The organism is Vibrio cholerae ATCC 14035 (genome assembly GCF_000621645.1).
Classification (GTDB): Bacteria; Pseudomonadota; Gammaproteobacteria; order Enterobacterales; family Vibrionaceae; genus Vibrio; species Vibrio cholerae.
The window spans coordinates 209,600-232,755 of the sequence record NZ_KK211322.1; the positions used below are offsets into that span (position 1 = coordinate 209,600).

General features: G+C 47.5%; 18 protein-coding genes, 1 rRNA gene and 1 other annotated feature. Of the genes, 9 read left to right on the top strand and 10 right to left on the bottom strand.

The genetic code is table 11. The features are described 5' to 3' along the window. Window positions 1-65: 65 nt before the first annotated feature. Entirely contained in the window at window positions 66-1,058 is a 993-nt protein-coding gene (nagZ, locus tag T411_RS0116625) for a beta-N-acetylhexosaminidase (protein WP_000529116.1), read from the top strand. Between the two features lie 26 nt (window positions 1,059-1,084). Here nagZ and btsR read toward each other — a convergent pair whose 3' ends face one another. Beyond that, window positions 1,085-1,798: a two-component system response regulator BtsR gene (gene btsR, locus T411_RS0116630; protein WP_000947378.1), complete on the bottom strand. Its 714-nt coding sequence runs from the start codon at window positions 1,796-1,798 to the stop codon at window positions 1,085-1,087. A 9-nt stretch (window positions 1,799-1,807) separates the two neighbouring features. Next, on the bottom strand, window positions 1,808-3,484 hold the full coding sequence (locus T411_RS0116635) for a sensor histidine kinase (protein ID WP_000364254.1): 1,677 nt from the start codon (window positions 3,482-3,484) through the stop codon (window positions 1,808-1,810). Between the two features lie 241 nt (window positions 3,485-3,725). On the opposite strand from T411_RS0116635, the gene T411_RS0116640 reads away from it, so the two are divergent. Together T411_RS0116640 and tyrA are read left to right on the top strand one after the other, a co-directional pair. Continuing rightward, window positions 3,726-4,799 carry a 3-deoxy-7-phosphoheptulonate synthase gene (locus T411_RS0116640; protein WP_000747933.1) on the top strand — a complete coding sequence of 358 codons (1,074 nt, stop codon included), beginning with the start codon at window positions 3,726-3,728 and terminating at the stop codon, window positions 4,797-4,799. Between the two features lie 12 nt (window positions 4,800-4,811). Next, window positions 4,812-5,939, top strand: coding sequence for a bifunctional chorismate mutase/prephenate dehydrogenase (tyrA, locus tag T411_RS0116645; protein ID WP_000257617.1), 1,128 nt, complete (start codon window positions 4,812-4,814; stop codon window positions 5,937-5,939). 66 nt (window positions 5,940-6,005) lie between these two features. Here the strand turns inward: tyrA and T411_RS0116650 are convergent, their stop codons facing one another. Together T411_RS0116650 and ettA are read right to left on the bottom strand one after the other, a co-directional pair. After that, the gene (locus T411_RS0116650) at window positions 6,006-6,377 is read right to left on the bottom strand and encodes a PilZ domain-containing protein (RefSeq protein ID WP_000570784.1); all 372 of its coding nucleotides are present in this window, start codon (window positions 6,375-6,377) and stop codon (window positions 6,006-6,008) included. 170 nt (window positions 6,378-6,547) lie between these two features. Next, window positions 6,548-8,215 carry an energy-dependent translational throttle protein EttA gene (gene ettA / locus T411_RS0116655; protein ID WP_000852863.1) on the bottom strand — a complete coding sequence of 556 codons (1,668 nt, stop codon included), beginning with the start codon at window positions 8,213-8,215 and terminating at the stop codon, window positions 6,548-6,550. A 361-nt stretch (window positions 8,216-8,576) separates the two neighbouring features. Here ettA and sltY point away from each other — a divergent pair, with 361 nt between their 5' ends. Together sltY and trpR are read left to right on the top strand one after the other, a co-directional pair. Further along, window positions 8,577-10,523: a murein transglycosylase gene (gene sltY / locus T411_RS0116660; protein ID WP_000197615.1), complete on the top strand. Its 1,947-nt coding sequence runs from the start codon at window positions 8,577-8,579 to the stop codon at window positions 10,521-10,523. A gap of 54 nt (window positions 10,524-10,577) precedes the next feature. Continuing rightward, on the top strand, window positions 10,578-10,889 hold the full coding sequence (trpR, locus tag T411_RS0116665) for a trp operon repressor (RefSeq protein WP_000250614.1): 312 nt from the start codon (window positions 10,578-10,580) through the stop codon (window positions 10,887-10,889). Window positions 10,890-10,966: 77 nt separating this feature from the next. Here trpR and yjjX read toward each other — a convergent pair whose 3' ends face one another. The 6 genes from yjjX to T411_RS0116695 form a co-directional block, all read right to left on the bottom strand. Further along, on the bottom strand, window positions 10,967-11,452 hold the full coding sequence (gene yjjX, locus T411_RS0116670; protein WP_001911251.1) for an inosine/xanthosine triphosphatase: 486 nt from the start codon (window positions 11,450-11,452) through the stop codon (window positions 10,967-10,969). After that, complete coding sequence (gene mbaA / locus T411_RS0116675; protein WP_000773112.1) at window positions 11,439-13,814, bottom strand: biofilm architecture maintenance protein MbaA; 2,376 nt, start codon at window positions 13,812-13,814, stop codon at window positions 11,439-11,441. Before mbaA ends, yjjX begins: the two co-directional genes overlap by 14 nt. Then, window positions 13,798-14,838 carry a polyamine ABC transporter substrate-binding protein gene (locus T411_RS0116680; protein ID WP_000595745.1) on the bottom strand — a complete coding sequence of 347 codons (1,041 nt, stop codon included), beginning with the start codon at window positions 14,836-14,838 and terminating at the stop codon, window positions 13,798-13,800. The genes mbaA and T411_RS0116680 overlap by 17 nt, the downstream gene beginning before the upstream one ends. 181 nt (window positions 14,839-15,019) lie before the next feature. Beyond that, complete coding sequence (gene pheA, locus T411_RS0116685) at window positions 15,020-16,195, bottom strand: prephenate dehydratase (RefSeq protein WP_000130284.1); 1,176 nt, start codon at window positions 16,193-16,195, stop codon at window positions 15,020-15,022. 12 nt (window positions 16,196-16,207) lie between these two features. After that, window positions 16,208-16,330: a sequence feature (Phe leader region), on the bottom strand. A gap of 104 nt (window positions 16,331-16,434) precedes the next feature. Beyond that, window positions 16,435-16,761, bottom strand: coding sequence for a ribosome hibernation-promoting factor, HPF/YfiA family (hpf, locus tag T411_RS0116690; RefSeq protein WP_000700176.1), 327 nt, complete (start codon window positions 16,759-16,761; stop codon window positions 16,435-16,437). A 400-nt stretch (window positions 16,762-17,161) separates the two neighbouring features. Beyond that, window positions 17,162-17,887: an outer membrane protein assembly factor BamD gene (locus tag T411_RS0116695; RefSeq protein WP_000877199.1), complete on the bottom strand. Its 726-nt coding sequence runs from the start codon at window positions 17,885-17,887 to the stop codon at window positions 17,162-17,164. A 154-nt stretch (window positions 17,888-18,041) separates the two neighbouring features. Between T411_RS0116695 and rluD the strand changes: the two genes are divergently transcribed. The 4 genes from rluD to T411_RS0116715 form a co-directional block, all read left to right on the top strand. Next, on the top strand, window positions 18,042-19,016 hold the full coding sequence (gene rluD / locus T411_RS0116700) for a 23S rRNA pseudouridine(1911/1915/1917) synthase RluD (protein WP_000941106.1): 975 nt from the start codon (window positions 18,042-18,044) through the stop codon (window positions 19,014-19,016). A 2-nt stretch (window positions 19,017-19,018) separates the two neighbouring features. After that, on the top strand, window positions 19,019-19,741 hold the full coding sequence (pgeF, locus tag T411_RS0116705; protein WP_000602850.1) for a peptidoglycan editing factor PgeF: 723 nt from the start codon (window positions 19,019-19,021) through the stop codon (window positions 19,739-19,741). A 124-nt stretch (window positions 19,742-19,865) separates the two neighbouring features. Continuing rightward, window positions 19,866-22,439, top strand: a complete 2,574-nt coding sequence (gene clpB, locus T411_RS0116710) for an ATP-dependent chaperone ClpB (RefSeq protein WP_001235061.1) — start codon at window positions 19,866-19,868, stop codon at window positions 22,437-22,439. 500 nt (window positions 22,440-22,939) lie between these two features. After that, a 16S ribosomal RNA gene (locus tag T411_RS0116715) occupies window positions 22,940-23,156 on the top strand; the annotation flags it as partial.

The following is a 23,156-nucleotide window of genomic DNA, read 5'->3' on the forward strand; positions in this document are numbered from 1 at the left end:
TTGAAAAATAAACTGAATAACCTCGTGGCTTGTGACAATTTTGCCAATTTTTTCAAGGAGCAAGCATGGGACCGCTTTGGTTGGATGTGGCCGGTTACGAACTGAGTGCCGAAGATCGCGAAATTCTGCAGCACCCTACAGTGGGTGGTGTGATTCTGTTTGGTCGCAACTATCACGATAACCAGCAGTTGCTGGCGCTTAATAAAGCGATCCGCCAAGCGGCGAAAAGACCGATTTTGATTGGTGTCGATCAAGAAGGTGGCCGCGTGCAGCGTTTCCGTGAAGGCTTTTCTCGCATTCCCCCTGCGCAGTATTACGCGCGTGCTGAGAATGGCGTTGAGCTTGCTGAGCAGGGCGGTTGGTTGATGGCGGCAGAGCTGATTGCACACGATGTCGATTTAAGTTTTGCGCCTGTGCTTGATATGGGCTTTGCGTGCAAAGCGATTGGCAACCGTGCTTTTGGTGAAGATGTTCAAACTGTACTTAAGCACAGCAGTGCTTTTCTGCGCGGCATGAAAGCCGTCGGTATGGCGACCACAGGCAAACATTTTCCCGGTCATGGCGCGGTGATTGCCGATTCGCATTTAGAGACCCCTTACGATGAGCGGGAGACGATTGCGCAAGATATGGCGATTTTCCGTGCGCAAATTGAAGCTGGAGTGTTGGATGCTATGATGCCAGCGCATGTGGTGTATCCGCATTACGATGCTCAACCCGCGAGCGGTTCGAGCTACTGGCTAAAACAAGTGTTACGTGAAGAACTCGGCTTTAAAGGCATCGTATTTTCGGATGATTTGAGCATGGAAGGCGCAGCCGTAATGGGGGGGCCAGTTGAGCGCTCCCATCAAGCTTTGGTCGCCGGTTGTGACATGATTTTGATGTGTAACAAGCGTGAAGCGGCAGTCGAAGTGCTGGATAACCTTCCGATCATGGTAGTGCCTCAAGCCACAGCACTGCTGAAAAAACAGCAATTCAGCTACAGTGAGCTGAAGCGTTTAGATCGTTGGCAGCAAGCGTCAGCCAATATGCAGCGCTTAATCGAGCAGTTCTCCGTATAGTTTTCCTCATAGAAGTAGAGCTAGGATCAGTAAAATCCCAGCATCTCTTTCAGTTCTTTAAGATAACGGCGGCTGACCGGAACCTTATGTCCTGCATGAGTGATCATCTCCGCCAGCCCGTTTTCTAACAGTTTTATTTCGCGAATCGCTTTCAAATTCACCAAGTACTGGCGATGGCAGCGCACTAACGCGGTTTTCTCTTCCAACACCTTCAAGGTCAATTGACTGGTCGCTTTTTGCTGCGCAGTCTGCACATTGACGCCACTGATGTCACTGTAGGCAAATTCCACTTCATTAATCGGCAGTAGCACAATTCGGTTTAAACCCGTGCAAGGGATCTGATCTAAGCTTGGTTGCGTCAGTGGTGAGTAGTCACTTTTCTTATGTTGGCGCAGCAAACGCTGCACGGTTTTAGCTAAACGTTCGGTGTCGACCGGCTTGAGCAGATAGTCAAACGCGTTATCTTCAAACGCTTGCAGCGCATATTGATCGTAGGCGGTAACAAACACCACCTCAGGCATGGTCTCTGGGTCAAGCATACTTAGCAGCTCAATGCCCGAAATTTGCGGCATCTGAATATCCAAAAACACCACATCCGGCTTGAGCTGATTGATTTTTTTCAACCCTTCAATTGCATTGCTGGCTTGGCCGATGACCTCAATCTGGCCACTTTCCGCTAAGAGTTCCGCGAGCTCTTCACGGGCAAAGCGTTCATCGTCAATGAGTAGTGCAGATAACATGTTAATCCCTTAGTAAGTGCCTTGCTGTGGAATGACAAAGCTCATTCGCGTGTACTCTTGTGGCGCGACCTCAATCTGTAGCCCTGATTTTGTACCAAATTTGTTGGTGAGGCGCTTTTCAACAATTTGCATCCCTAAACCATCATAATCTTCACTCGGAGGCTGATAGAGCCCGGCGTTGTCTTCCACCACGACGCGCATTCCCCCTTCAACCATTTCACTGTAAATGCGCACTTTGCCAGCTTCGAGTAGGTTAGAGGTGCCGTGTTTGATGGCATTTTCCACCAAAGGCTGCAAAGTGAAGCTGGGGACATTACGTTCTAGCAGGGCATCATCAATCGCAATTTCCACATCGAGCCTGTCACTAAAACGCGCTTTTTCAATAGTGAGATAAGCGTTCACGTGGGCAAGCTCTTCACGCAAAGTGACGGTTTCGACGTTCTGTTTGAGGTTACTGCGGAAAAATTGCGACAGATGCAAAATCAGCTCGCGGGCTTTATCTGGCTCACGGCGGATCACCGCACTGATGGTGTTGAGTGCGTTAAACAGAAAATGTGGATTAACCTGCGCTTGCAGGAGTTTGATTTCCGCCCGCGAGAGCAGGATTTGTTTTTGCTGATATTCGCCATACAGAATTTGGCTGGATAGCAGTTGGGCGATACCCTGTGCCATCGACATATTGATGGTGGAAAACAGCTTACGTTTTGGCTCGTAGAGCTTGATGGTGCCGATCACCCGATCGCCTGCTCGCAACGGAATGATTAACGCAGACCCCAGTTTGCAGGTCGGAGACAAAGAACATTGATAAGGATGCTCTTTGCCATCGAGATAGATGATGGCGTTGCGATTAATCGCATCGAGCGTGCTCTGCGAGCTGATCGGTGTATTCGGTTTATGGTGATCATCGCCAATCCCGACAAAGGCGAGGATTTTTTCGCGATCGGTGATCGAGACCGCGCCGACATTGGTCTGTTCATACACGATTCGGGCAATTTTGTTGGCATTTTCTGGGTTAAAACCGGCAGCAAGGATACCAACAGAACGCTCGGCAATATTCAGAGCGCGGCGTGAAAACGTCGCGGAATACTCTTCAAAAATGGTTTTGCGATCGAGCAGGATGCTCATAAACAGTGCGGCACCGACTGAGTTAGCAATGATCATTGGCGCGGCGATGGTGGACACCAGCGCATAAGACTGTTCGAACGGTTTCGCCACGACCAAGATGATCAACATCTGCACAATTTCGGCAAATAAGGTGACCGCAAAGACAATACTTGGGCTAAACAGTAATTTCCCTTTGCCTTTGCGCAGCAAATAGGTGTGTAGCAAGCCGCCAATTAAACCTTCAGCGGTGGTGGAAATCGCGCAGGCGAGATCGGTAAATCCCCCCAAGGTATAGCGGTGTAAGCCTCCGGTGAGGCCAACCGCAAAACCAATCACAGGTCCACCAAACAGACCTCCCATCACAGCGCCGATGGCACGCGTATTGGCAATCGCATCATTGATCTGCAGGCCAAAGTAGGTGCCCATAATGCAAAACAGCGAAAACAGAACATAAACACTGATTTTGTGGTCAAACCGACCAGAAATGTTAAGTAAAGGAATGAAGATCGGCGTTTTACTCAACATATAGGCGAGAACAAGGTAAACACACATCTGTTGCAGTAATGAGAGGATGAGATCCATAACCTGTCCATCGTCTGAGCGGAAAAACGGCTTATTTTAAGATACTCAAAGCGAACAAAACACGCTTTATTCCCCAGTTTGTGTGCCAAGTGTCATTAAATGAGTGGTGTAATTTTTAATTTACATTAAATGTTGGTTTAAATTTACACTTGCATTGTTTTTAAAGCCTGTTAACGTGTTTTCTGTTTAAGTTTGCAGCTCACCTTGTTAGGTGTGTAAATAATAAGTTACAGGTGATGAGATGAAAAAAAGTGAATTGAGTGATGTGAATATCAGTGATGAACAGATATTGATCACCCCTGATGCCTTAAAAGCCAAGATTCCACTCAGTGACAAGGCGCGTAAGTTTATTCGTGAGTCACGTCAGACGGTGGCGGACATTATCCACAAACGCGATCCTCGCTTGCTGATCGTCTGTGGTCCTTGCTCAATTCATGATGTGGATGCGGCGAAAGAGTACGCCAAAAAACTCAAAGCACTCTCGGCGCAGCTGAGCGACCAGCTCTACATCGTAATGCGCGTGTACTTTGAAAAACCGCGTACTACGGTCGGTTGGAAAGGGCTGATTAACGATCCGCATCTTGATGGCAGTTTTGATATCGAACACGGTCTGCATGTTGGGCGTCAACTCTTGGTCGATTTGGCCGAAATGGAAATTCCACTGGCAACCGAAGCGTTGGACCCGATTAGCCCGCAATACTTGGCGGATACTTTTAGTTGGGCGGCGATTGGTGCGCGCACCACGGAATCACAAACTCACCGCGAGATGGCAAGTGGCCTTTCCATGCCAATCGGCTTTAAAAATGGCACGGATGGTAACTTGGCAACGGCGATTAATGCCATGCAGGCCGCTTCATCCAGTCACCGCTTTATGGGAATTAACCGCGAAGGACAAGTGGCACTGCTCACGACACAAGGCAACCCGAATGGGCATGTGATTTTACGTGGTGGCAAACAGACCAATTACGATTCGGTTTCTGTCGCGGAATGTGAAGAAGAGATGCAAAAAGCGCGTTTGGAACCCTCTTTGATGGTGGATTGCAGCCATGCGAACTCACGTAAAGATTACCGCCGTCAGCCGTTGGTGGCAGAAGATGTGATTCATCAAATCCGTGAAGGCAATCGCTCGATCATTGGCCTGATGATTGAAAGCCATCTCAATGAAGGAAATCAGTCTTCGGGTCTGCCTCGTGAAAAGATGCAATACGGAGTCTCGATCACTGACGGCTGTATAAATTGGTCAACGACTGAGGCATTATTACGTCGTGCGCATCAGGAACTTATTCCCTTTTTGCACAATCGTTTGCAAGGATAACAAGGATAGAACATGGCCGTAGAGTTGAATCAGTTACGCGACCAAATCGATGAAGTCGATAAGCAGATGGTGGAGCTACTGGCGCGCCGTCTGGCATTGGTGGAGCAGGTCGGGCAAGTGAAAAGTCGATATGGGTTACCGATTTATGCTCCCGATCGTGAAGCGGCAATGCTCGCTTCACGTCGAGCGGAAGCGGAAAGCAAAGGTGTTCCGCCACAACTGATTGAAGATATTTTGCGCCGAACCATGCGTGAATCCTACGCCAGTGAAAAGGACTCCGGCTTTAAATGCCTCAATCCTGAGTTACGTTCCGTGGTGATCATCGGTGGTAACGGTCAGCTTGGGCGACTATTTGGCCGTATGTTTAAACTCTCTGGCTATCAAGTCAAAGTGCTGGGTAGCCAAGATTGGGACAAAGCGGATGAACTGCTCAGTGATGCTGGCTTAGTGATAGTCACGGTACCTATCCATTTGACGCTCGGTGTTATCGAAAAGCTGCGCCAGTTGCCGGACGATTGCATTTTGTGCGATCTCACCTCAATCAAAGCCAAGCCGCTTGCCGCTATGCTACAAGTGCACAAAGGTCCAGTGGTTGGGCTGCACCCTATGTTTGGCCCTGATGTTCCAAGCCTGGCGAAGCAGGTGATTGTTTACTGTGATGGTCGAGGCAATGAACACTACCAATGGCTCTTGCAACAGTTTGCTATTTGGGGTGCAAGCTTGTGTCAGATTGATGCGACTGAACATGATCGTGGTATGACGCTTATTCAAGCTCTGCGCCACTTCACTTCCTTTGCTTATGGCTTGCATCTGACCAAAGAGAACCCGAACTTGGCACAACTGCTGAAACTCAGTTCACCGATTTACCGTTTAGAGCTTGCTATGGTCGGACGGCTATTTGGGCAAGATCCCCATCTATACGGCGATATTATTCTCTCATCACCAGAAAATATTGAGATGATCCAGCGTTTTCATCGCTGCTTAAGCGAGGCGGTTGAGTTGGTGAGCGCGGGCGATAAGGCGAGTTTTGTGGCTCAATTTGAACGAGTTAGCCAGTGGTTTGGTGATTATTCACAGCAGTTTATGCATGAGAGCCAAAACTTGCTCAAACAAGCGAATGATGCGATCCACAGAGGTTAACGCATCATTCGCCTCTCACCGTCACTCTCACTGTCAATAACATCCCAAGTCCATTTGGGCTTGGGATTACTCATGCAGTCCTAAATCAGAAAGATGCTCTAAGTCTCGGTGCAGTAAGCTGTCATCGCCCACATTCAACTCCACTAAGCGACGTAAGTGCGCAATGCTTTCAATATCAATATGGCTGATCGCCATTCGAATGATCCGCTCTTGGATACTGATGACTTTTGCGCTGAGGGATATGGTTACATCGCTTTCTGGTAGGCTAAAAACCACATCCACTAAAGCGTGAGTATCTAAATCCGGCTCATCTTCTGACCAGAGCAGCAAGCCGTGTAGCGATAGATCCTGAATGCAAGTCGACAGTTGTTTATCGCCTTGGCTTAGGGTGGCTGGCGCTTGATACAGGATGCGTGAAAAGCGACGTTTTTCGATCATGGCGTTCTCTCTGACAAAGACGACGTATAGATAGGACAAGCATAGCAAAGGGTACATTAAATCACCGGATGTATGCTGAAATAAGCTTACTCAATCACAAACTCGGTTTCTGTGGAGCAAAAGAAAAGGCCGCATGGCGACCTTTTCTGAGAGTGATACCCGACGGTATTTTACTTGGTAATGCGCTTGTACTTAATACGGTGAGGCTCTGCTGCTTGCGCGCCCAGAGTCTGCTTCAGCCACTCCATGTACTCGGTGTAGTTACCTTCGTAGAAGTTCACTTTACCTTCATCACGGTAATCTAGGATGTGGGTGGCAATACGGTCTAGGAACCAACGGTCATGCGAGATCACCATAGCACAGCCCGGGAATTCTAGTAGCGCTTCTTCCAGAGCACGCAGCGTTTCGACGTCCAGATCGTTGGTAGGTTCGTCGAGTAACAGCACGTTGCCGCCCGCTTTAAGCAGTTTGGCCAAGTGGACACGGTTACGCTCACCACCAGACAGCTCGCCAATCACTTTTTGCTGATCAACGCCTTTGAAGTTAAAGCGTGAACAGTAAGCACGAGCAGGGATTTCGAAGTTGTTGATGCGAATGATATCCGCACCTTCAGAAATCTCTTGGAATACGGTGTGCTTGTCGTTCATGCTGTCACGGAACTGATCCACTGAGGCTAGTTTCACAGTATCACCCAGCTCGATGGTGCCTGAATCCGGCTTTTCTACACCGCTCAGCATTTTGAATAGGGTTGATTTACCCGCACCGTTCGGGCCGATGATGCCGACAATCGCGCCTTTTGGCATGCTGAAAGAAAGATCATCAATCAGAACACGACCATCGAATGATTTGGTGAGGTTTTTCACTTCAATCACTTTGTCACCTAGGCGCTCACCAGGCGGGATGAACAGCTCGTTGGTTTCGTTACGTTTTTGGTGCTCAGTATTTTGCAGCTCTTCAAAACGTGCCATACGCGCTTTCGATTTAGCCTGACGACCTTTTGGATTCTGACGAACCCATTCCAGCTCTTTCTCAATGGTTTTTTGGCGCGCTTTCTCTTGAGACGCTTCTTGCTTCAGACGAGCATCTTTTTGCTCTAGCCATGAAGTGTAGTTACCTTGCCATGGAATACCTTCACCACGGTCAAGTTCCAGAATCCAGCCCGCAGCGTTATCGAGGAAGTAACGGTCGTGGGTAATCGCGACCACAGTCCCTGCGTAATCGACTAAGAAACGCTCCAGCCAAGCCACTGATTCGGCATCCAAGTGGTTGGTGGGTTCGTCGAGCAGCAGCATGTCTGGATTTTCCAGCAGAAGACGACAGATCGCCACACGACGACGCTCACCACCAGAGAGGAATTTCACTTGCGCATCCCATTCCGGCAGACGCAGTGCATCGGCGGCACGCTCTAGAGCGTTATCTAGGTTGTGGCCATTTTTCGCTTGGATCAGCGCTTCCAGTTCACCCTGTTCTTTAGCCAGAGCATCAAAATCTGCATCAGGCTCAGCGTACGCGGCATAAACTTCATCAAGACGCTTAAGCGCGTAAGCCACATCCGCAACGGCTTCTTCGACAACTTCACGTACGGTTTTACTCTCATCCAACTTAGGCTCTTGGGGCAGATAACCCACTTTCAAACCGGGTTGTGGACGAGCTTCACCGTCGATGTCTTTGTCAATGCCTGCCATGATACGCAGCAGGGTCGATTTACCCGCACCGTTAAGGCCCAGAACACCAATTTTGGCACCCGGGAAGAAACTCAAGGAGATATCTTTCAGAATTTGACGCTTGGGTGGCACAATCTTGCTCACCCGAGACATGGTATATACGTATTCAGCCATTGCCGATCGTTCCTAATCTTTCAAACGGAATAAAGTCGCCATTCTATACCAAAGCAAGACTTTTTGTTACTAGAGCACCCGCATTTCAGCCTGTGTAAAAAATTCTTAATCGCTTTCTTATCTAATGAGAGTGGAGCGCGAACTCTTTGCACTCAGCCAATACAATTACCCTTGATTCACCAAGGTGTTAATGATGAATAAGTCGATTAATATGCAAAGATTTTATTTCATCGTTCGCGATAGTGGGAAATTCAATAAAATGTTGCATTATTTGCGTTAAGTTTACTTCACTTGCCTTTACATTTATGGCGAGATTACGCGTAATAATTTGTTATCACACTGATTTTAAGGATGAGATCTCATGACGCGCCTGACGGTATTTAAGCCGCGTAGCCTTGTTTCGATCTTGATGTTCACCACGGTATGGGCAGTGGGCTCAGCGAGCGCCAGTACTTTGGATTTGGAAGCGCAGAGAGCTCAATATGATAAAGCGCAGCGTTGGTTGGACGAAAAGAATGTCGCTCAATACCAACGTATTCGTAAGCAGATCGATAGCTATCCCTTAACCCCTTATCTCGATTATCGCGCTTTTCTTATCGATCTCGGCAGTAAGCCGCCGATCGCAGTACGCAATTTTATCGATAGTCATAAAGAGTACCCTTTTTCAGCTCGGATCGCTGCGCCCTATTTAGACGCTTTAGCGCGCAGCAAAAAATGGTCGGCATTGCTGCAATTTCAAACTCAACTGCCCAATGGCGAAACTTACCAATGCCATTACTACAACGCCAAACTGCAAACCGGAAAGCGTAATGAGGCGTTTGAAGGTGCGAAAAAGCTGTGGCTTAACGGTGCCAGTATCGCCGATGCTTGTGATCCGTTATTTGCCGAGTGGGATCGCGTTGGGGGCTTGAGTGACGATTGGGTTTTAAAACGGGCTTTACTCGCTTTTGAAGGCCGTAACCGTAACCTCATCGTCTATCTACAGAAGAAGCTGGATGGCAAAAAATCACAAGCTAAAGCGCAAGGCATGCTTGAGCTATTTGATAAACCTGAGCGAGTGTTAGCTTACAGCCGTAAAGCATCGCAAGATCCGATTAATCAAAAGTTAGCAGAGTTGGCGTTACAAAAGTGGGCAAGATCAGAGCCTCAAGAAGCGCAAGCTGTCTTCAATGATGTCGCGAAAGCCCAAGGCTGGAATCAAGAGCAGAAAGGGCGAGTAGCTCGTTTTATTGCAATCCGTTTGATGGATACTGAAGAGGCTGCGATTGCTAAATGGCGTGATGAGGTGACTCGCACTAGCCAAGATGTGCGTTTGATTGAAGCGCGTATTCGACTAGCACTGCGTGAGAATGATTGGCGTGGTTTGAGTCAATGGATTGCGGTGTTACCAGAGCAAGAGCGTAAAACTCTGCGTTGGCAATATTGGCAAGGTCGCAGTGAAATCGCGCTGGGTAAGAAAAAAGAAGGTACCGAGCGCTTAAAAGCTTTGCTTGGACAACGCAGTTTTTACAGCGTAGCGGCAGCCAAAATTTTGCAGCAGTCGGTCAATTATCCGACCAGTACAGTAACGCTGGATATGAAGCAGATTAAAGCTCATAAAAAAGCGCTGGCCAGAATTGATGAACTGATTGCCTTGGATAAAGTGCCGGCGGCAAAAAGTGAATGGCGTTGGTTGCTTGATCGAGTTTCTCAGAAAGAAAAAGAGATGTTGGCAGCGTATGCCGCAGATTCAGGTTGGTATCAGATGACCATTGCGGCGACCATTTCCGCCAGCCTCTGGGATAACAATCAACTGCGTTTTCCTGTCGTACATCAGAACTTGTTTACCTTGCATGGTCGAAAAAATGGTGTAGATCCGATCACATTAATGTCTTTAGCCAGACAAGAAAGTGCGCTTAACCCAGATGCGCAATCACCTGTTGGCGCACGGGGCTTAATGCAGATTATGCCGGATACTGCGCGCTACACGGCAAGGAAATACCAATTGAGCTACTCCAATCCTGACGAACTCTATCAAGTGGGTAAGAATATTGAGATCGGTAGCCGTTATCTCAGCAGTTTGCTTGAGCGTTATGACCAGAACCGAATCTTGGCTTTTGCTGCCTACAATGCAGGACCAAGTCGGGTCGATAGTTGGTTGAAACGTAGCCAAGGTAAGCTGGATGCGTATGGCTTTATTGAAGCAATCCCCTTTGCTGAAACCCGCGGTTATGTGCAGAACATTTTGATGTTTGAAACCTACTATCGGGATTTGATGGGCGTACAAGGTCGCTTCTTGAATGAGCATGAGTTAAATACAAAGTATTGATTCCTCAACTTGCTGCACTACAATAAGCCGGTGTATCACTTAACGAGTACAACTATGGTACAGCAACCTTCTTTTAGTGAGTGGCAGCAAGTGTTGGATCTGGTTAAGCAAGCCGTGCAGCAAGATCAGCACGAAATGCTACTGACCATGTTGATGACGCCGGATGAGCGTGAAGCATTAGTAGCTCGAGTGAATATTGTGCATGAGCTGCTGCAAGGCGAGCTCTCTCAGCGCCAAATAAGCCAAATGCTTGGGGTTGGGATTGCAACCATCACGCGTGGTTCGAATGAGCTCAAGTCACGGAGTGAAGATGAGAAAGCGGCATTAGCTCAACTGCTTATGCCGCCTCCATCCTCAGAAGCCTAATGACATCACTGGCTAAGCCGAGTGTTTTTTGAGGAACTCGATCAGTTGAAGTGAATGAGAGCTTCAACTCATACTCACTAAGCTGACGGATAATGTTCTGGATTAATAAAGGGGATCAGAGCGAGAATTAAGGCCTGATGATAAACCGTGCTGCGGGTGAGATGGTGGCGGGTTAAAAGGCCAATGGCTCCGCCTTTTTGTTTAATATTCTCAGTTCCAAATACTTCATCCATCACATCGCCGAGCTCTTTAGCTTGGCGTAGACGCTCTAATACCAGTGGTGGCAACATCAAACAGGCACTGCGTGATTCTCCGCGTTGCTGGTCTGATTCCACAATCATCCACGCAAAGGTTTTGTTCTCTTCGATGCCCGCTTCCAATCCGACATAATACTCTGCACCAGGGTGGCGCTGTTTGGCATTTCGGACTCGGTTGAGGGCTCCTTGCTTGGTTTCCTCGTCACTCATGGGCTGATCGGCGACTTCGCTCGGTACTGATACGCCAATAAATTCCCATTCTTGATCTGGAAATACGGTGCTAAAGGCACTTCTAACGGCATTCACTTTGGCTGGGTTCTGTGAAGCAATAATGATCTTGCGCATAACTCTTCTTTTTATGATTGGAGGCATGAAGCCATGGGGAGATCTCGCTTAGGCTCATTGGATAACCAAAGTAGAAGCCTTGCATGTAATCGCACTCATAATCGGCCAACCATTGATGCATAGTTTCACTCTCAATGCCTTCAGCGGTCACTTTCATGGATTGAGAGTGGCAGAGATCAATCAGTGGACGAATAACATTTTGTTTGTTGGTGGCGATGAGTGTATCCAAAAAATGGCGATCAAACTTAATCTTTTGTACTGGATACTGCACCAACTGAGTAATAGAGGTATAGCCTGAGCCAAAATCATCAATCGTTAACCCATAGCCAAGACGCGAGAGTTCGTGCAGCAATGGGAAGCTTTGCGAATCTGCGGCAAACGTTTCTGTGATTTCAAAATCGATCCATGCGGGAGAAACGCCAAACTGCTCAGCCTGTCGATGGATAAATTGAGCCAATTTCAGCGAATTGAGTTCTGCCGAAGAGAGGTTGATCGACACCTGGATCGGCTCTTTCACTATGGCTTGTAGAGTTGATATCTCTTGAAAAGCTTTTGAAATGACCCAGCGGTCGATCGTGCCAAACAATCCAGTTTGCTCTGCAATTGGAATGAACTCTTCTGGCGACACTTCACCGAGCAATTCAGATTGCCAGCGCAGCAATACTTCGAAGCCCACTAAGCGTTTCCCTGAGCAAGTAAAGTAAGGTTGATAAGCCAAATTGAACTCTTGATCAAATAACCCTAAGCGCAGTGCTCGTTCAATATTATTGCGCCGCTGTACTATTTGATCTAGCGCCTGCGAATAGTAAGCGACTTGGTTTTTGCCCGCATTTTTCGCTTGATACATGGCGGTATCGGCATTGAGCAGCAATTTCTCAATGTGTTCGCCATCTTTAGGGAAAGTCGCAATACCAATACTGGCAGTAATGGGAAAATGGCTAAGTGGTGAGTTGTCTTTATTTTGGATCGGTGCCAACAAGCGTTGAGCAAAGATCTTCGCACAATCATTAAACCGTTTGGGGGAGACGAGCAAAATAGCAAACTCATCACCAGATAAACGGGCCGCAATACTGTAGGTGTTATGGCTGGCCTCAAAATTTTTACATAACTGGCGAACGTGGGTCGCGAAGCTGACCAGTAAGGAATCACCGATTTGGTGACCATACTTATCATTAACGTACTTGAAGTTATCTAAGTCGATATACATGACCCAGATATGCTGAGTATCGTAACAACGTGATAGCAGCAGATCGGCTTGAACTTGAAATTGATAGCGGTTAGCCAGCTTGGTGAGGTGATCGTTTTCCGCAAGTGCTTTCGTGCGTTGATAGGTTGAATGAAGTTCGCTGTACATAGCGTAAAAACGCGAGGAAAGCCGCCCAATTTCATCGTCAGTATTGAGTTTTTCAATGTTCTTACGTTGGTTGTTTTCCACCTCTTCAAGCTGTTTATCCAAATGCAGGATCGGATTGATCACATGGCGATAGAGAAGGAGCAGTAGCATGAGTACCGTCACCAGTGCCGAAACGCCAAAAGAGAGTAAAAGTTCGCGCTGAATGGAGTGAAGCTGGGCGTTAATCAGTTTCGGTGCAGGGTCGAGTATGGCGTAAAAGCCCGGTTGTAATTCAACCGATTGCAATAAGCCCGTGCGGTAGCTCGGAGGTGAATGCGTAAAAAATATCGGGCTCTGGTTATCAAATTCAATTTTTTTACGCAGTTGGCTGAACTGCTCAAGCACCACATACACCACCACAAAAAACACGTCTTGGCGGTTATAACTGAGCGGCGTTGAGAGTGTCTGAGTATCCAACATATCGTAGCGAACCAAAATATCTTCACCCGCTGAGTTGACGGTGTAGCTGATATCAGAGTTTTTTTGTGTGGATGCAAAACGCTGTTTGATGTACGCCATCACCTTAGGGTCAAGCTCGGCAAATGGATCGGAGCTATTTTCCGCATAATAAAGCAGCTCTTCATGGCCATTGAGGATCGATAACGACACGAGCTGTTTTTCATTCGGCTGCAAAATTTGCAGGGTTTCACGTAAGTTATCCACCAGTTCTAGTTCGCGGTAAGGATTTTTTTCTAAAGAGAAGTAGTGGCGGATGATGTCACTTTTGGCCAGCGTGAAGGCATAACTGCTGACGAGCGACTGAGCTTGTCGATAGTGGCTGGCTAACTTTTCAATATTCAACTGCAGGTAACTGTCGGTTCTTTTTAGCAGCGCATTTTTCTGACTGGTGTAAATGATGTAGCTTGATGCGGCTGCACTGAGCAGGATCACCGGTGCAATCAGTAACAGAATTCTATGGTTTAGCTTCATATTGGTAAGTCACACTGCTGATGATTTTGGCACGCAGACTGAGGTTTTTCGCCGAGAGTTCGCTGTAGATTATTCCCTCCGCCAATCGCTGCTCTGGGAGATAAATCGAGAGATCTTCTCGGTGCTCTACAGGGAGCAAAGCGCGTGCTTTGTAGTTTGGGCTTGCAGCTCGAATATATTCGGCATTGATTGCGGCAATGTCAGGTTTCATCAAGAAATCCAAAAAAGCTTTGGCCTGCACTGTGTTGGGAGAAACGCTATTTACGGCCATACAATCAACCCACAAATAAGGGCGGCCTTCTGGAACGCTAAAGTCCCAGTCTTGAGTATTGAAGAAGCGGTTCAGTGAATAGTGATCGCCACTGTAAGAGACCGCCATATGTAGATTGTCGGTTTGTGGGTGGCTGCGTACATAGCTCAATACATACTCATAGGTCAGGATATGGGGATTGGCGGCGTCTAAGAGACGATACGCTTGCCTTAGTGTGTCGATAGAATCGGTAATGGGAGAGGCGTTGAGCATGTACAGTGCAGGCAGTAGTGTTTCGACACTGTCTTTAAGCATACCCACTCGTCCACGATGCGCCGGAGCGATATCGACGACCTCACTCCACTGCGTTGGAGGTTTATCAAACAAGCTTTTGCGATAGGCAATGCCGACTGAGCCCCAGAAATAAGGTACCGCATGGGTGCCACAAGCTTGTAGCCACATAGGGTCATTATTCGCACGATTAGGAAGGGCGGTCAGATCCTCAAAAACATTTTGCCTTGAGAAAATGAACGCGGAGACGTTATCCAACACCATGATGTCAAAGGGCAGTTGTACGCTTTTGAGCATTAATAAACTGCGTTCATCATCATTATCGAAATGGTAGAGATTAACGGAGACGCCGGTTTTTTTATGCCATGCCTCAACTACGCTTGGTGCAATCGTATCTTCCCAAAGGTAGACATTCAGTTCCAAAGCGCTGGCTTGATAACAGACAGTATTCAATACCATCAGCGACAGAAAGCGTTTGATCATTTGTGAATACGATACCCATTCGTTACAAAAATTGGTCACGATCCGACAAATAACCTAATAGCGTAAAAGCCAATATTTTGGCTACGCTGACAGCCTGGATCACCTAACTCTATGTATAATTTGGTCGCATTATAATCAGAGCGGGTGAAGCTGTCAGCTTAAAAGGTTCAATTTATTGACGCTAAATGAATTTCACCTGAGTGGGTTTGACGTTTTCACTAGGGTAGCAGCCGAGCACTTTGAGGTGTCGAGTCAGTTGAGTGAGTTCTGCCAACGCTTGCTGCATCTCATCGGAGTCAATGTGCGCTTCTAAATCTACGTAGAACATTTCTTCCCACGGATTACCCATAATCGGACGCGATTCCAGCTTAGTCATATTAATGCCGTAACGTTGCAGCACGAGTAAGGTTGAAACCAGCGAGCCCGCCTCTTGTGAAGTTGACATAATCAAGGTGGTTTTGGCTGGAATTTGTGGTGAAACTTCGACGGGTTTACGAGCTACCACGATAAAGCGAGTGTGATTTTCGGTTTGGTTGGCAATATTACCTTGAATCGGTTGCAGTCCGTACAGTTTTCCGCTGGCTGAGTTGCCAATCGCTGCTACATCCGCACGATTGAGCTCTTGCACTTTTTTCATGGCATCTGCAGTACTGGCGCAACTTTCTAACTTGACCCCTTTTAAGCGGCTAAGAAATTCGCTGCACTGCTGGTGAGGTTGTGGATGGGAATAGAGGACTTTCAGATCCTCCAAACGAATCTCTTGCGTGGCCACCAGGCAATGCTCTATTGGCTGCGTTAACTCACCCACTATGTACAGTGTGGTGTGCTGCAGCAAATCGTAAACTTCGTTGATGGAGCCTGAGCTGGTGTTTTCAATCGGTAGCACACCATAATCCGCATGGCCGGATTCCACGGTTCTTGCCACCTCTTTAAAATGGTCGCAGTTGAGCTCAATCAGCTCTGTATTTTTGCGGCTGAAATACTCGCGAGTCGCCAGATGTGAATAAGAGCCTTTAGCGCCTAAAAAGGCGACTCTAGCCAATGGTTTACGACTTTGTGGATTCGCAAGGTTTTGCAGATAGGATTGCTGAAGCAAAACCGAATCTTCAATGATGGTGTGGAAAATTTTGGTGATGTATTGAGGATCGAGCTGATATTTCTCTTTGCCAGCATTGATGAGTTTTACCAGTAGCTGCTGTTCACGAGCCGGATCACGTACAGGTTTCGCGGTTTCGACTTTGCTTTTGGCGACCTCAATACTCATTTTGCGTCGTTCTGACAGCAGGTTTAGCAGTTGATCGTCGAGTTCGTTTAGCCGTAAGCGAATATCGTCGAGTGAGTATTGTTTGTCTGTCATAAAGTTATCCTTATAAAAAAAGCCCCCTTAAGAGGAGGCTTTCTGTTCGTTTTTGACTTGTCTTTGAACAACGAGCGAGCCTCCAAACATTATTGGAGAAAAAAGAAGTCAAAAAAGTACAGGAAATGAGGTGTCATCAATGCATATTTATCCAAGTAAGTCACCACACAATAAGCAAGCCCCTAGAGAGCGTCAAGCAAAAAAATAGCGCCCTAAGGCGCTATCTCCCATCATTCTATTTATTCCACTTCTTCGCTCAGTTCCGTTTTATCCGCTCGGCGAGCTTCTGGTTTGTGGCGTAGTTTATTCAATTGTCGTTCGAGTTTTTGCTCTACCTCATTAATGGCGGCATACAAATCTTCGTGAATCGCAGAAGCGACTAACTGACCGCGTGGAATGCTAACGACTGCTTCAAATTTTTTCTGTTTGTTGGGCTCTTCGCTGAAGCTGGCTTGGCAGCCAATAATGTCAACTTGCCATTTTTCTAATTTTTTGAGTTTACCCTCGATATGATTGCGGATTGCAGAGGTGACTTCGATGTTTTTACCAGTGATGTTGATTTTCATAATGCTTTTTCCTCTGTGTCATCCCTTATGGGTTGAGTTCAGATTAGCGTGCTATTGCGGAAATAATGTGATCTGTATCACTTTGTATTGAGGGTTTTTCTTGATGTGAAATAAACGTGATCTATCGCAAAGCTTGTGCTGAAGAGGTAAAGAAAAAGCTTGTTATCTCTTATAAAACCGCTAGATTCAGGTAAGTAGAGACTAAAAATTTCCGATTTTTTAGCGCTTTGTTTCGACCTAAAAAAGCTTAATGGATAAAAAGTCACCATATTGCTTTTGTGATGAAAGTCACTTTGGTGATGGGGCGTGTAAGAGAAACATCGCTACGCCAAATCAATAAAAATCAAAACAAAAAGAGCCACAATTGCTGTGGCTCTTTTTGTTGGTGAGTTTTAGCGCCTTATAAAGGGTTAAGCTGCATTAACTGCTTAGTTCGCTCTACCGCGTCGGTTAAACCAAGCTGCTGATAAGCCTCGAGTTGGATTTCTAAGGATTGACGTGCCGCTTCGGTATCTGGATAGGTTTTTTGTAACTCTTGAGTGCGATTAATCGCCGCAATCCATGCTTCACGGCGCAGGTAGAAATCTGCGGTCGCTAAATCGTATTCCGCTAAACGGTTCTTGAGCGCAAACATTCGACGCTGCGCATCTTCTGCGTATGGGCTGTTTGGGTAACGCTGGAGCAGCTTCTTAAAATCCGCAAAGGCTGCTTTCACGGGTTCAGGATCGCGGTCACGGCGATCGATATTAAACAAGTCATGCATGAAGTTGCGATCTTGCGCCATGTGCGTCAAACCGCGCATGTAGAGTACCCAATCCATTTTTTCATGGGTTGGATTAAGGCGTGTAAAACGTTCGATGGTCGCGAGGCCAAGGGCCAAATCATCATTTTTGTAGTAGGCATAAATCAGATCGAGCTGTACTTGCTCTGAATAAGCACCAAATGGATAGCGTGAATCGAGCGCCTCTAGTTTTTCGATAGCGGTTAACCACGTTCCGCTTTGTAGAGCGGTTTGCGCTTCAGAGTACAGCTGTGATGGCGGTACATCTGGCACCACATCTGGGCTGCTAGAGCAACCAAATAACAGGGATAACGCGAGTAGGCCTGATAAAGTCTGGTATTTCATGTCAGGGTGGAGTTCCTTGCAAATCTTGCTTTTCAATAGGTGCGTAAACCGCGCGCAAATCGTTTCGTTACTTTCTTGGCAGTAACAGATACAATGTCGGCGTATTTTTCCATACTAGTGACTATTAGTCTCACGGTTTTTTAAAAAGTTCGATATGGCTCATCAGATTGAATTAACTCAAACAGTAAAAGATAGCCAGCTTGGTCAACGTCTTGATCAAGCTGTGGCTGAATTATTTACCGACTTTTCCCGCTCACGTTTAAAAGAGTGGTTGTTGGAAGGCAAGATTGCCGTGAATGGTGATGTCATCACCAAACCGCGTACCAAAGTGATGGGTGGCGAGGTGATTACCGTTCAGGCAGAACTGGAAGACGAACAGCGCTGGGAAGCGCAGGATTTGCCACTGAACATTGTGTATGAAGATGACGACATTATCGTTATTAACAAACCGCGTGACTTTGTGGTTCACCCCGGTGCTGGTCAGGCGGATAAAACCGTGCTTAACGCATTGCTGTTCCATTATCCGCCGATTGCTGAAGTGCCACGTGCAGGCATCGTCCATCGTCTCGATAAAGATACAACGGGTTTGATGGTGGTCGCGAAAACGGTTCCCGCGCAAACACGCTTGGTACGTGCACTACAAAAGCGCGACGTGACTCGTGAGTACGAAGCGATTGTGATTGGCACAATGACCGCGGGTGGCATGATTGATAAGCCGATTGGCCGTCACTCGACCAAACGTACTTTAATGTCGGTCTCTCCGATGGGCAAACATGCCGTGACCCATTACCGTGTGGCAGAGCATTTCCGTGAACATACGCGTTTGCGTCTACGTTTGGAAACGGGTCGTACCCACCAAATTCGTGTGCACATGGCTTATCTGCAACACCCACTCTTGGGTGATACGGCTTATGGTGGTCGTGCACGCATTCCGAAAGGTGCGACGGAAGAGCTGACGGAAATGATTCGTGACTTCGATCGCCAAGCACTGCACGCGGTGATGTTGAAATTTGAGCATCCGGTTACGGGGGAAGAGCTCGAATTCCATGCACCAGTGCCTGATGATATGGTTGAGATGACGCTTGCACTGCGTGAAGATGCGAAGCTAAACCGCACTGAAGAGTATTAATCATGATTCTCCCCAACTGGAATGCACCCAAACAAGTCAAAGCGTTTAGTTCGACTCGCCAAGGTGGTTTTTCGCAAGGCGCTTATCAAGGGTTAAACCTTGGTATGCATGTTGGGGACGATCCTGTACTTGTACTGCGTAATCGGCAATCGTTGGTGGAAATATCCGCGATGCCAAGCTCACCCATTTGGCTAAACCAGACCCATTCCACAGTGGTACTCGATGTTGATGCTCCGACTGAACAAGTGTTGGATGCCGATGGCCTCATCACTTCAACGCCGAATGTGGTGTGCTCAGCGATGACGGCCGATTGCCTGCCAGTATTAATGACCAATCGTACTGGTACCCAAGTCGCGGCTGTACATGCCGGTTGGCGTGGTTTGGTCAATGGTATTGTTGAACACACAGCGGCAAGAATGTCTGGCGATGTCATGGTGTGGCTTGGCCCTGCAATTGGCGCGCAGGCGTTTGAAGTGGGGGAAGATGTTTTCGCCGCTTTTGTTGCTCACCATCCTCAAGCCGAATACGCTTTCACTCCTCGTGCACAACAAGGGAAATGGCTGGCGGATATGAGCCAATTAGTCAAACTGCGTTTGCAAGAACTTGGGATTGAACAAGTCTTTGATAGTGGCTTGTGCACTTATCAGGATGCTGAGCGTTTTTATTCCTACCGCCGCGATGGAGTAACAGGACGCCAAGCCGCTTTTATTTGGCTTGAAGAGTAAGCCTTCATCCATACCCATATCAAACAACAAGAAAGTTTCCTCAACTTCCCTTGAAAATCTGGTTCGTGATAACCATCTTTCCTAACGTATTCAATTTATCTCAGATGAGGTTAGGAAGGTTGGTATGCGTCTTGACAGATTTACGAGCAAATTTCAGATCGCGATTTCCGATGCCCAGTCATTAGCGCTCGGCCGTGATCATCAATATATCGAACCTGTGCACCTGATGGTGGCTCTGCTGGATCAAAACGGCAGCCCGATCCGCCCATTACTCACCATGCTTAATGTGGATGTGATGCAACTGCGCTCCAAACTTGGCGAAATGCTCGATCGTTTACCCAAAGTCAGTGGTATTGGTGGTGATGTACAGCTCTCTTCGGCGCTTGGCTCGCTGTTTAATCTGTGTGATAAGGTTGCGCAAAAGCGTCAAGATGCCTACATCTCCTCTGAAATTTATCTCCTCGCCGCTTTGGAAGATAAAGGTCCACTTGGAACCTTGCTCAAAGAGTTCGGGCTGACCGAGAAAAAAGTCTCTGATGCAATTGAAAAAATTCGTGGAGGCCAGAAGGTCTATGACCCGAATGCGGAAGAGCTGCGTCAAGCGTTGGAAAAATTCACCATCGATCTCACTGAACGCGCTGAGCAGGGCAAACTCGATCCTGTGATCGGTCGTGATGATGAAATTCGCCGCACCATTCAAGTGCTGCAGCGTCGTACCAAAAACAACCCAGTGATCATCGGTGAACCCGGTGTGGGTAAAACTGCGATTGTGGAAGGCTTGGCGCAGCGCATCATTAATAATGAAGTACCAGAAGGCCTGCGTGGACGCCGCGTATTGTCTTTAGATATGGGCGCGCTGGTGGCTGGGGCGAAATACCGCGGCGAATTTGAAGAGCGCTTGAAATCAGTACTCAATGAGCTAGCGAAAGAAGAAGGCAATATCATCCTCTTCATTGATGAGCTGCACACCATGGTTGGTGCGGGGAAAGGCGAAGGCTCGATGGATGCTGGCAACATGCTCAAACCCGCTTTGGCGCGTGGAGAATTGCACTGTGTCGGCGCAACCACTTTAGATGAGTACCGCCAATACATCGAAAAAGATCCAGCGTTAGAGCGCCGCTTCCAAAAAGTGTTGGTGGATGAGCCCACGGTGGAAGATACCATCGCCATCTTGCGTGGATTGAAAGAGCGTTACGAACTGCATCACCATGTCGAAATCACAGATCCAGCGATTGTGGCGGCAGCGAGCCTATCGCATCGCTATATTTCCGATCGCCAGTTGCCTGATAAAGCGATCGATTTGATCGATGAAGCGGCTTCAAGCATCCGGATGCAGATTGACTCCAAACCAGAAGCTCTGGATAAGCTTGAGCGCAAAATCATCCAACTGAAAATCGAGCAGCAAGCGCTCTCTAATGAGCACGATGAAGCCAGTGAAAAACGCTTGGCGATCTTAAATGAAGAGCTGCAAGAGAAAGAGCGTGATTACGCGGAGTTGGAAGAAGTGTGGAAAGCTGAAAAGGCGGCACTCTCCGGCACGCAACATATTAAAGCGGCACTTGAACAAGCGCGGATGGATCTGGAAGTCGCTCGCCGTGCGGGGGATTTGAACCGCATGTCAGAGCTGCAATATGGTCGCATTCCAGAGCTAGAAAAGCAGCTTGATCTGGCTGCGCAAGCCGAAATGCAGGAAATGACTCTGCTACGTAATAAAGTGACGGATGCAGAAATTGCCGAAGTGCTTTCAAAACAGACTGGCATTCCAGTATCAAAAATGCTCGAAGCCGAGAAAGAAAAGTTGCTTCGCATGGAAGAAGTGCTGCATAAACGCGTGATTGGTCAAAAAGAAGCGGTGGAAGTGGTCGCGAATGCGATTCGCCGCAGTCGCGCAGGCCTTTCTGATCCAAATCGTCCGATTGGCTCCTTCTTATTCTTGGGGCCAACAGGGGTCGGTAAAACCGAGCTGTGTAAAACCTTGGCTAACTTCCTGTTTGACAGTGAAGATGCCATGGTACGTGTGGATATGTCGGAATTTATGGAGAAACACTCGGTTGCTCGTTTAGTCGGTGCGCCTCCAGGTTATGTCGGCTATGAAGAAGGTGGCTACTTAACGGAAGCGGTGCGCCGTAAACCTTACTCGGTGATTTTGCTCGATGAAGTGGAAAAGGCGCACCCAGATGTCTTCAATATTCTGCTGCAAGTCTTGGATGATGGCCGCTTGACGGACGGGCAAGGGCGCACGGTTGATTTTCGAAATACCGTGGTGATCATGACCTCCAACTTGGGTTCAAGCCGTATCCAAGAAAATTTTGCAAGGTTGGATTATCAAGGTATCAAAGAACAAGTGATGGACGTAGTCAGCAAACACTTCCGCCCTGAGTTCTTGAACCGAGTGGATGAAAGTGTGGTATTCCATCCATTAGGACAAGAGCATATTAAGTCTATCGCCTCTATTCAGTTGGCCCGCCTACGTCAACGTTTGGCAGAGCGAGATTACCAACTAGAGGTTGATGATGAGGCGCTGGATCTGATTGCTCATGTCGGCTTCGATCCGGTTTACGGTGCTCGTCCACTGAAACGCGCGATTCAGCAAAATGTGGAAAACCCACTGGCCAAATCTATTCTGGCTGGTAAGTTCCTGCCTGGTTCACCTATTTTACTATCGGTAAAAGACGGGAATATTTTCGCAAGCCAGTAGCAGATACCTTATCTATCATAAGTAAAAGAGCCACTTTGAGTGGCTCTTTTGCTTGTTAATTGAACGATGAAGTGCGTTTTTTAGTGGTTTTGCTGTTAATTTGTTCTCTTGAGCTAATAAAGCATAGAAAAAGCATTTTATTGCTTGCCAGAACGCAAAACCTCCCTATAATCCGCCCTCACTGACACGGCAGACGCCATAAGGTCTCAAGGCTAGTCAGTAAGGCTAAAACGCTTCGATGAAGAAAGTTGAAAAAAGTGTTTGACACGAAATCGATTCTCGCTAAAATGGCCGCCTCTTCTGAAGCAGACCGCCAAGAAGAGCGCTCTTTAACAATATAAACCAATCAATCTGTGTGGGCACTCGTTGATGATAATCAAAAAAGAATTATCAATGAACTGAGTGACCATTTGAATGAGCAATCATTCAGCACAGTCAATTCACTATCGAAAGATAGTATCAGTATTCATTGAGCCGAAGCGAAAGCTTCATAAAACTTTTAATTGAAGAGTTTGATCATGGCTCAGATTGAACGCTGGCGGCAGGCCTAACACATGCAAGTCGAGCGGCAGCACAGAGGAACTTGTTCCTTGGGTGGCGAGCGGCGGACGGGTGAGTAATGCCTGGGAAATTGCCCGGTAGAGGGGGATAACCATTGGAAACGATGGCTAATACCGCATAACCTCGCAAGAGCAAAGCAGGGGACCTTCGGGCCTT

Excerpts from the sequence above, each read along its gene's own strand:
- nagZ (WP_000529116.1), top strand. The coding sequence starts at position 66 with ATGGGACCGCTTTGGTTGGATGTGGCCGGTTACGAACTGAGTGCCGAA.
- btsR (WP_000947378.1), bottom strand. The coding sequence starts at position 1,798 with ATGTTATCTGCACTACTCATTGACGATGAACGCTTTGCCCGTGAAGAG.
- T411_RS0116635 (WP_000364254.1), bottom strand. The coding sequence starts at position 3,484 with ATGGATCTCATCCTCTCATTACTGCAACAGATGTGTGTTTACCTTGTT.
- T411_RS0116640 (WP_000747933.1), top strand. The coding sequence starts at position 3,726 with ATGAAAAAAAGTGAATTGAGTGATGTGAATATCAGTGATGAACAGATA.
- tyrA (WP_000257617.1), top strand. The coding sequence starts at position 4,812 with ATGGCCGTAGAGTTGAATCAGTTACGCGACCAAATCGATGAAGTCGAT.
- T411_RS0116650 (WP_000570784.1), bottom strand. The coding sequence starts at position 6,377 with ATGATCGAAAAACGTCGCTTTTCACGCATCCTGTATCAAGCGCCAGCC.
- ettA (WP_000852863.1), bottom strand. The coding sequence starts at position 8,215 with ATGGCTGAATACGTATATACCATGTCTCGGGTGAGCAAGATTGTGCCA.
- sltY (WP_000197615.1), top strand. The coding sequence starts at position 8,577 with ATGACGCGCCTGACGGTATTTAAGCCGCGTAGCCTTGTTTCGATCTTG.
- trpR (WP_000250614.1), top strand. The coding sequence starts at position 10,578 with ATGGTACAGCAACCTTCTTTTAGTGAGTGGCAGCAAGTGTTGGATCTG.
- mbaA (WP_000773112.1), bottom strand. The coding sequence starts at position 13,814 with ATGAAGCTAAACCATAGAATTCTGTTACTGATTGCACCGGTGATCCTG.
- T411_RS0116680 (WP_000595745.1), bottom strand. The coding sequence starts at position 14,838 with ATGATCAAACGCTTTCTGTCGCTGATGGTATTGAATACTGTCTGTTAT.
- pheA (WP_000130284.1), bottom strand. The coding sequence starts at position 16,195 with ATGACAGACAAACAATACTCACTCGACGATATTCGCTTACGGCTAAAC.
- hpf (WP_000700176.1), bottom strand. The coding sequence starts at position 16,761 with ATGAAAATCAACATCACTGGTAAAAACATCGAAGTCACCTCTGCAATC.
- T411_RS0116695 (WP_000877199.1), bottom strand. The coding sequence starts at position 17,887 with ATGAAATACCAGACTTTATCAGGCCTACTCGCGTTATCCCTGTTATTT.
- rluD (WP_000941106.1), top strand. The coding sequence starts at position 18,042 with ATGGCTCATCAGATTGAATTAACTCAAACAGTAAAAGATAGCCAGCTT.
- pgeF (WP_000602850.1), top strand. The coding sequence starts at position 19,019 with ATGATTCTCCCCAACTGGAATGCACCCAAACAAGTCAAAGCGTTTAGT.
- clpB (WP_001235061.1), top strand. The coding sequence starts at position 19,866 with ATGCGTCTTGACAGATTTACGAGCAAATTTCAGATCGCGATTTCCGAT.